Source organism: Nocardioides sp., assembly GCF_035481145.1.
In the GTDB taxonomy this organism is placed as follows: Bacteria; Actinomycetota; Actinomycetes; order Propionibacteriales; family Nocardioidaceae; genus Nocardioides.
The window spans coordinates 1-8,609 of record NZ_DATIHB010000159.1 but is presented as its reverse complement, the minus strand read 5'-3'; the positions used below and the strand labels follow the sequence as shown (position 1 = coordinate 8,609).

Sequence of the window (8,609 nt, the reverse complement as noted above, 5' to 3'; positions counted from 1 at the left end):
ACCCGATCGTGCCGAGCTGCTCGGACAGCGCGCTCTTCGCGAGCCGGTTGGGCAGCTTGACGCCGCAGGGCAGGGCCAGGGAGGTCTCGATCACGGGCGCAATCTATCCAGCGCGGCACGCGGAAAGCCTCCTCCTGTGGGCGGAATCTCGTCGTCCGCCCACGAGTGGACCTCAGGCGCCGTCGACGGCTGAGGTGCCGACCTCGTACTCAGCGGTGTCCACGGAGAACCCGTCGCCGAACGGGTTGCCGGCCAGCGACACGAACTTCTCCTGGTGGCGCCGCTCCCGCGGGATCTCCAGCTCACGCAGGGCCAGCGACACCGCCTTCATGAACGGTGCTGGGCCGCAGCAGAAGGCGTCGTACGTCGCGTACTGCGCGGCGAAGGCCTTCAGCTGGTCCTGGGTCGGCAGCCCCTGGACGCTCTCCAGCCAGTGCACGACGAGCAGCCGATCGGGGTGCGCAGCGGCCAGCTCGGCGAACTCGCGCGCGAAGATGACCGACCTCTCGTCGCGGTTGGCGTAGAGGACGACGATCCGGCCGGTGCCTTCGGCGAGGGCCGTGCGCGTGATCGACATGATCGGCGTGACGCCCGAGCCACCGGCGAAGAGCAACAGGTCGGCGTCGAGGTCCTTGGGCGTGAAGATGCCCGCAGGCGGGAGCACCCGGAGACCGTGGCCGGGGCGCAGGTTGTCGGCGATCCAGTTGGACGCGTAGCCCTCGGCGGTCCGCTTGACCGTGACCCGGAGCGGCCCGCCGTCGTGGGGCGACGACGACAGCGAGTAGCAGCGCGCCGCGAGCTCGTGGGTGTCGCTCGGCACGGCGATGGTCAGGAACTGGCCGGGCCGGTAGGCGAACGCCTCCTCGAGTCCCGCCGGCACTTCGAGCGCAACCGTGAGGGCGTCGTGCGTCTCCTCCACGACCTCGACGACCGGGAGGAGATACGAGTCGATTTCGACAATCTGGCCTGACATGTAAAGCAGACTAGCGGAGCAGGCCCGCCACACCGTTGGTGAGTTGCACCACGTAGAAGCCCGAGTTGGCATCGGTGTACCAGACCTGGCCGCGCGCCGCGTCGTACGCCGGAGCACTCATCGCCCACGAGCCGATCGCCGGCGGCAGGAAGACCGCACCCTTCGTGGCGGTCAGCGGGCGGTTGAAGTAGGCGGCCTCCTTCGGGTGGCGGAGGTCGCTGATGTCGAAGAGCCGGAGTCCGGAGAGGATCATCGAGCAGCCGACCAGCTTGGGGGCGTCCGTGCGGGGCAGCGAGCAGTAGTGCGCGGCGTAGCCCTGCGCGGGGAACGACGCGCCCGGGTCGGTCCACTCGGCGTCGCGTCGCCAGGGCTGGTGCGCCTCGAGGCGGAGCGTCGACACGACGGCCGGACGGACCGGGTCGGTGACGTCGATGATGCGCGCGGCACCCACCGGGGACGTCTTCAGGCTCGTGAGCGCCTTGGCCGAGAAGAGGTCGATGAACTCGTCGACCTCGAGCACGTAGCGGCGGCCGTCCTTCGTGAACGGCTCGGCGACCTGCGGGATCGACCCCTCGCGCCAGGAGAGGTCGGAGAGCACCTTGATCTGCGGGTTGGCGACCCGGTCCTGGACCTGGCTGACGTCCAGGATCCGCAGGCCGCCGCCGGTGATGCCGGAGAGCGAGGGGGCGCCGATGTTGGCGACGTACATCGTGCGGCCGTCGGGCGAGAGCCGGACACCGTGGTAGACGACGCCGGTCTGCAGCTTGACCAGCTTCGGCGCGCGGGGGTTGACCAGGTCGATCGCCGCCAGGGTGCCGGCGATGCCCGCGCTCCAGAACGTGCGGCCGTCGGGGGCGAAGCCCGACTCGTGGCCGAGGATGCCCATCGGCGTGGTCGACAGCAGGCGCGGGTGCCGGCAGTCGGTCTTGACGTCGTAGACGTCCATGATCCCCGGCAGCGTCGCAGCCGTGCCCAGGACAGCGACGAGCAGACCGCGCTGGCGGTTGAGGACGAGCGTCTCGTGCGGGCTCAGCATCGCCGGCGTGATCAGTCCCGCCGTCTTCGTGGGCGTCGCCGGGTTGGTCATGTCGAGGACCTGTACGCCGAGGCCGGTGCCGTTGAGCGTGTTGCTGAGGAGGTCGCGACCGGCGATCAGGGTCGAGTCGTAGAAGGCGCAGGTGTGGCCGGCGGCGTCGGTGTAGCGGTGGACCTTGAAGCCGCCCGAGGCACCCTGGCGACCCACCTGGCGCGTGTTGCAGAAGTACCCCTTCGCGGCGCGGCCGCTGTCGTAGTCGGCCTTCGGCACCCGCCCCTGCCACGAGGTCTCGGGCAGCGAGCCGGGGCCGCAGGTCGCCTGGGGCGTCGCCGCGGGCCACGTGGTCTCAGCCCCCGCGGAGCCACCCGTGATCGCCACCGTGCCGAGGCCGCCGGCGACGAGGAGTGCAGCGAGGAGACGACGGAGGGCAGGGGTGCGGACCATGCATGCACCAACGACCCGGCGTGGCGTCGGTCACGCGTCGACGTAGTCAGCGAGGTGCTGGCCCGTGAGCGTCGAGCGGTCCGCGATCAGCGCGGCCGGGGTCCCCTCGAAGACGATCCGCCCACCGTCGTGGCCCGCGCCGGGGCCAAGGTCGACGATCCAGTCCGCATGGGCCATGACCGCCTGGTGGTGCTCGATGACGATCACCGTCTTGCCGGAGTCGACGAGGCGGTCCAGGAGACCGAGCAGGTTGTCGACGTCCTTGAGATGGAGGCCCGTGGTCGGTTCGTCGAGGACGAACACTCCCCCGTCGCCCTTCATGTTCATCGCCAGCTTCACGCGCTGGCGCTCACCGCCCGACAGCGTGTTGAGCGGCTGGCCGAGGCGGAGGTAGCCGAGCCCGACGTCCTCGAGGCGCGCGAGGATCGCCGCCGCGGCCGGCGTCTTCGTCTCGCCCTCGGAGAAGAAGGCCAACGCCTCGGTCACCGGCAGGTCGAGCACCTCGGCGATGTTGAGCCCGCCCCACCGCAGCTCGAGCACGGCCGCCTGGAAGCGCTTACCGCCACAGTCCTCGCACGGCGTCGAGACGGTGTCCATGAAGCCGAGCTCGGTGATGATCACGCCTGCGCCGTTGCAGGTGGGGCACGCACCCTCGGAGTTGGCGCTGAAGAGCGCGGGCTTCACCCCGCACGCCTTCGCGAACGCCTTGCGGATCGGCTCGAGCAACCCCGTGTACGTCGCAGGGTTGCTGCGGCGGGACCCCTTGATCGCGGACTGGTCCACCACGACGACACCCTCGCGCCCGGCGACCGAGCCGTGGATCAGTGAGCTCTTGCCCGAGCCTGCCACTCCCGTGACCACTGTCAGCACACCTGTCGGGAGGTCGACGTCGACGTCCTGGAGGTTGTGCGAGCTCGCGCCACGCACCTCGATCACGCCGGTGCGCTCGCGTACCTGCTCCTTCAGCGAGGCCCGATAGGCCAGCGCCCGCCCGGTCGCGGTGTCGGCGGCCTGGAGGTCGGCGTACGTGCCCTCGAAGACCACCTCGCCGCCCGACGTACCAGCTGCCGGGCCCATGTCGACGACGTGGTCGGCGATCGCGATCGTCTCGGGCTTGTGCTCGACGACGAGCACCGTGTTGCCCTTGTCGCGCAGCTCGGTGAGCACCGCGTTCATCCGCTCGATGTCGTGCGGGTGGAGGCCGATCGTCGGCTCGTCGAAGACGTACGTGACGTCGGTGAGCGCGCTGCCGAGGTGACGCACCATCTTGGTGCGCTGCGCCTCGCCGCCGCTCAGCGTCCCGGACGGCCGATCGAGCGAGAGGTAGCCGAGGCCGATCTCGGTGAGCGCATCGAGCAGGTGGAGCAAGGCGGCGACCAGCGGCGCCACGCCCGGGTCGTCGATGGTGCGGACCCAGGCGGCGAGGTCGGTGACCTGCATCCGGCAGACCTCACCGATGTCGAGGCCCTTGATCTTCGAGGTGCGTGCGGACTCGTTGAGGCGCGTGCCCTCGCAGGTCGCACACTCACCGAACACCGCAGCCCGCTCGACGAACGCCTTGATGTGCGGCTGCAGGCTGTCGGGGTCCTTGGAGAACATCGACTTGCGGATCTTGGGGATCAGGCCCTCGTAGGTCATGTTGATCTTCTCGACCTTGACCTTGCGCGGCTCGGCGTAGAGCAGGTCCTGCTTCTGCTCGTCGGTCAGCTTCCCGACCGGCACGTCGGAGGGGACGACCGCCTTGAACGCGGCCACCATCCAGCCGTCGGCGGTGTAGCCGGGCACGAGGATCGCACCCTCCTCGAGCGACTTCGACTCGTCGACGATCGCGCTCAGGTCGAGGTCGGAGACCGTGCCGCGGCCCTCGCACTGCGGGCACATGCCGCCGAGGTAGACCTGCTGCTTGATGACGTTCTTCTTGCCGCTCTCGGTGACCGACACTCCCCCGACCTTCGTCGTCGGGATGTTGAAGGAGAACGCCGTGGGCCCGCCGATGTAGGGCTGCCCGAGGCGGCTGAAGAGCGAGCGGAGCATCGCGTTGGCGTCGGTGACCGTGCCGAGGGTCGAGCGCGGGTTGGCGCCGATCCGCTCCTGGTCGACGAGGATCGCGGTGGTCAGGCCCGAGAGCGCATCGACGTCCGGGCGCGGGAGGTTCGGCATGAAGCCCTGGACGAACGTCGAGTAGGTCTCGTCGATCAGCCGCCTGCTCTCGGCCGCGATCGTGCCGAAGACGAGGGAGCTCTTGCCGGAGCCCGAGACGCCCGTGAAGACGGTCAGCCTCCGCTTCGGGATCTCGACGCTGACGTCCTTGAGGTTGTTCTCCCGGGCGCCCTGCACTGTGATGAAGTCGTGGTTGTCCGCAGCATGCACGAGCCCATCATGCCGGTCCATGCACGGCTAGCATCGCGTTCATGCGTTCAGCCAAGGATTTCTTCTCCCCGCTCGCCGTGGGCGCTCCGGCGCCCGTCCGTGAGATCCCGGCCAAGCCGAGCCGCGCGATCCACTTCTTCGACCCCGGCAACCCGAAGATGGCCGCCAAGGTCCCGGACATGGTCGGCTCCGTCGACGTCCTCCTCGGCAACCTCGAGGACGCCGTGAAGGCCGAGAACAAGGAGATCGCCCGCGCGGGCCTCGTGAAGATCGGCCAGGAGGTGGACTTCGGTCCGACCCAGTTCTGGACCCGGATCAACTCGCTCGACTCGCCGTGGGTGCTCGACGACCTCACCACGCTCGTGCCCGCCATCGGCGAGAAGCTCGACGTGATCATGGTCCCCAAGGTCCAGGGCGCCGAGGACATCCACTACATGGACCGGATCCTCGCCCAGCTCGAGGCGAAGGCCGGCATCACCAAGCCGATCCTGATCCACGCGATCCTCGAGACCGCGCGTGGCGTCGCCAACATCGAGGAGATCTGCGCCGCGTCGCCGCGCATGCAGGGCCTCTCGCTCGGCCCGGCCGACCTCGCCGCGGACCGTCGCATGAAGACCACCCGCGTCGGCGGCGGCCACCCGGGCTACCTGGTCCGCGCCGACGCCCCGCGCAACGACGCCGGCGAGCTGCAGTACGACGCCGACCGGACGACGTACCAGCAGGACCTGTGGCACTACACGATCGCCCGCATGGTCGACGCGTGCGCGATGCACGGCCTCTTCCCGTACTACGGCCCGTTCGGCGACATCAAGGACACCGTCGCGTGCGAGGACCAGTTCCGCAACGCGTTCCTGCTCGGCTGCGTCGGCGCCTGGTCGCTGCACCCGGTCCAGATCAAGATCGCCAACAAGGTCTTCTCGCCGTCGGTCGAGGACATCAAGCACGCCCGCCGCGTCATCGCCGCCATGGGCGACGGCACCGGCGCCGTCATGCTCGACGGCAAGATGGAGGACGACGCCTCCGTGAAGCAGTGCAAGGTCATGGTCGAGCTCGCCGAGCGCCTCGCCGCGACCGACCCCGACCTGAAGGCCATGTACGACGCGATCGAGATCGAAGGCTGAGCCTGATGACGACTGAGAACTTCCGCCCCCGCCGCACCGTCCTCTACATGCCCAGCTCAAACGAGCGGGCCCTGGAGAAGGCGAAGACGCTCGCCGTCGACGCGCTGATCCTCGACCTCGAGGACGCCGTCGCCCCTGACGCCAAGCCGCAGGCCCGCCTGAACGCCGCTGCCGCGGTGAAGTCCGGCGAGTACGGCGCCAAGGAGCTCACCATCCGCATCAACGGTGCGGACACCGAGTGGCACGCCGACGACCTGAAGGCCGCCGCCGAGGCCGGCCCGGACGCGATCGTCGTTCCCAAGGTCAACTCGGCCGAGCAGGTGCGCGACCTGATCGCGTCGTTCGAGGCCGCGGGCGTGCCCGAGCACACCAAGCTCTGGGCGATGATCGAGTCGCCGCAGGCGATCCTCGACGCGCGCGAGATCCTCGGTGCCTCCGACCGCCTCACGGTCGCCGTGCTCGGCACCAACGACCTGGTCAAGGAGCTCTTCGTCGACCACGTCGTCGGGCGCACCAACCTGGTGACGTCGCTGCAGCTCGCCGTGCTCGCGGCGCGCGCCACCGGCACGGTCATCCTCGACGGCGTCTACAACGACGTGAAGAACGCCGAGGGCTTCCTGGCCGAGGTCGCCCAGGGCCGGGAGTTCGGCTTCGACGGCAAGACGATCATCCACCCCGGCCAGATCGACCCGGCCAACGAGGGCTTCGCCCCGTCGGCCGAGGCGGTCGAGAACGCCAAGGGCCTGATCGAGGCCTTCGAGTCCTCCGACGGTGGCGTGGTGACCTACAACGGCAAGATGGTGGAGAACCTCCACGTCGAGTCCGCGAAGCGCACGCTCTCCATCGCCGAGGCCATCGCCGCCCTCTCCTGAGCGCTCGTCGAAACCCGGGTCTTGGTCCGCCGATACGACAACTGAGCGAGCGCCGAGTCGAGTTTGCTCGATCTCGGTCGAGCGAAGGCGGAGTGCACGAGCGAAGCGAGTGCTGACCCGGGTTTCGGCGTCTTCAGACCCAGGTTCTGATCAGCTGAGCCGGCCGGTCAGCTTCCACTGGCGACGGGCGTCGAGCCGGTGCGGCTCAGCCCTCGGGTACGGCGCGACCTGGTCGTCCCAGGCCTCGATCTCGCCACGAGGCTCGGCCTGGAGGGCGCCGCGCACCGCAGGCGTCAGCGTCTGCACCAGATCCTCGAACTCCATGGAGGCGAGGGGCTCGAGCTTCATCACGTAGCGCATCATCGCGGCAGCCGACAGGGTGCCGAGGGCGAGCTGGATCCGGGTCGTGGAGACGTGGAGGCCGGCCGGTCCGGCGAGCGGAACGAAGACGAGCCGGTTGAGCCGGTGGAAGACCTTCTGGCTGCGCCCCTCCCCCTCCATCGCCGAGCGGATCGTGGCGATGACGGCAGCACGGGTGCGCTGGTTCTCGCAGAAGCCGAGGAAGCGGCGGGTGACGGACTCGGCGAAGTCGTCCATCGTCACCGGAACGCGCCCCGGTGGTAGAGGAGCGGTTCGGCGTCCGAGCACGAGGAGAGCGCCCGGACCAGGCCGATCGCGATGTCGTGGTCACCCGCCGGGTGCACGACCTCGAGGGTGCAGTCGATGTAGGCGAGCGCGCCGGCGAGCACCGGTGCCCCGCTCTCGGCAGTGCGCCACTCGATACCGGCGAACTTGTCGGCGCCCTTGGAGGCGAAGACCGTGGCGAGTTCCTCCTGCCCCGCGGCGAGCACGTTGACGCAGAAGTGCCCCGCCGCACGCATCAGCGGCCAGGACCGCGACGTACGGGCCGGGATGAAGCTGACCAGCGGCGGGTCGAGCGAGACGCTCGAGAAGGTCTGGCAGGTCATGCCGACCGGGCCCTCCGAGGCCTGTGCGGTGACGATGACGACGCCGGTGGCGAACTCCCCCATCACCTCGCGGAAGTAGCGGGCCCGGACGCGAGCAGCCACCGAGTCCGCGACGTCGACGGGCTCCCCCGGACGCAGCTCGAAGTCAGGGTGGCCGTGCATGGCGACGATTCTCCCAGACACTAGGGTCGGGCCCGTGACCAGCACGCCGCAGATGGACCCCGCGCTCCTCGACCTGATCCGCACCACGAAGGGCTTCATGCCCGAGGACGAGGGCGCGCTGCTCCACCGCTGGGCGCTCGCGCAGCTGCCCTCGGGCCCGGCACTCGAGGTCGGCAGCTACTGCGGCAAGTCAGCGGTCTACCTCGGCGCCGCTGCCCGCGAGGTCGGCTCGGTCGTCTTCGCCGTCGATCACCACCACGGCTCCGAGGAGAACCAGGCCGGCTGGGAGCACCACGACGTCGACGTGGTCGACGCCGAGACCGGCCGGATGGACACGCTCCCGTTCTTCCGCCGCACCATCGAGCGGGCGGGCCTGGAGGACCACGTGGTCGCCGTGGTCGGGCAGTCCGGCACCGTCGGGCGCGTCTGGACCACTCCCCTTGCGCTGCTCTTCATCGACGGCGGCCACGGCGTCGAGCCTGCGCGCACCGACTTCCGGGCCTGGGTCCCCCACGTCGCAGTCGGCGGCGTGCTGGTGATCCACGACGTCTTCCCCGACCCGGCCGACGGCGGGCAGGCGCCGTTCGGCGTCTACCGCCGGGTGCTGGCCTCCGGGAACTTCACCGAGCTGCCGGGAACCGGCTCGATGCGACTGCTGCGGCG

At 69.8% G+C, this 8,609-nt stretch carries 8 protein-coding genes; 3 read left to right on the top strand and 5 right to left on the bottom strand.

The window, feature by feature from the left end; all coding sequences use genetic code 11:
• Positions 1–172: 172 nt before the first annotated feature.
• Genes VLF38_RS13585 through VLF38_RS13575 form a run of 3 tightly spaced genes read right to left on the bottom strand, consistent with a single transcriptional unit; the run spans position 173 to position 4,844 of the window.
• Complete coding sequence (locus tag VLF38_RS13585; RefSeq protein WP_325271777.1) at positions 173–973, bottom strand: FAD-binding oxidoreductase; 801 nt, start codon at positions 971–973, stop codon at positions 173–175.
• 10 nt (positions 974–983) lie between these two features.
• Positions 984–2,453: a hypothetical protein gene (locus tag VLF38_RS13580; protein ID WP_325271776.1), complete on the bottom strand. Its 1,470-nt coding sequence runs from the start codon at positions 2,451–2,453 to the stop codon at positions 984–986.
• A 30-nt stretch (positions 2,454–2,483) separates the two neighbouring features.
• Positions 2,484–4,844 carry an excinuclease ABC subunit UvrA gene (locus VLF38_RS13575; RefSeq protein ID WP_325271775.1) on the bottom strand — a complete coding sequence of 787 codons (2,361 nt, stop codon included), beginning with the start codon at positions 4,842–4,844 and terminating at the stop codon, positions 2,484–2,486.
• A 20-nt stretch (positions 4,845–4,864) separates the two neighbouring features.
• Here VLF38_RS13575 and VLF38_RS13570 point away from each other — a divergent pair, with 20 nt between their 5' ends.
• Positions 4,865–5,944 (top strand): CoA ester lyase, encoded by a 1,080-nt coding sequence (locus VLF38_RS13570; RefSeq protein WP_325271774.1) that lies wholly within the window; start codon positions 4,865–4,867, stop codon positions 5,942–5,944.
• A 5-nt stretch (positions 5,945–5,949) separates the two neighbouring features.
• Positions 5,950–6,816, top strand: coding sequence for a CoA ester lyase (locus VLF38_RS13565; protein ID WP_325271773.1), 867 nt, complete (start codon positions 5,950–5,952; stop codon positions 6,814–6,816).
• Positions 6,817–6,966: 150 nt separating this feature from the next.
• Here VLF38_RS13565 and VLF38_RS13560 read toward each other — a convergent pair whose 3' ends face one another.
• Both VLF38_RS13560 and VLF38_RS13555 read right to left on the bottom strand, forming a co-directional pair.
• The gene (locus VLF38_RS13560; protein ID WP_325271778.1) at positions 6,967–7,413 is read right to left on the bottom strand and encodes a hypothetical protein; all 447 of its coding nucleotides are present in this window, start codon (positions 7,411–7,413) and stop codon (positions 6,967–6,969) included.
• Between the two features lie 2 nt (positions 7,414–7,415).
• Positions 7,416–7,946, bottom strand: coding sequence for a flavin reductase family protein (locus VLF38_RS13555; protein WP_325271772.1), 531 nt, complete (start codon positions 7,944–7,946; stop codon positions 7,416–7,418).
• Positions 7,947–7,980: 34 nt separating this feature from the next.
• Between VLF38_RS13555 and VLF38_RS13550 the strand changes: the two genes are divergently transcribed.
• A partial coding sequence (locus VLF38_RS13550; protein ID WP_325271771.1) for a class I SAM-dependent methyltransferase occupies positions 7,981–8,609 on the top strand: 629 nt, incomplete at its 3' end.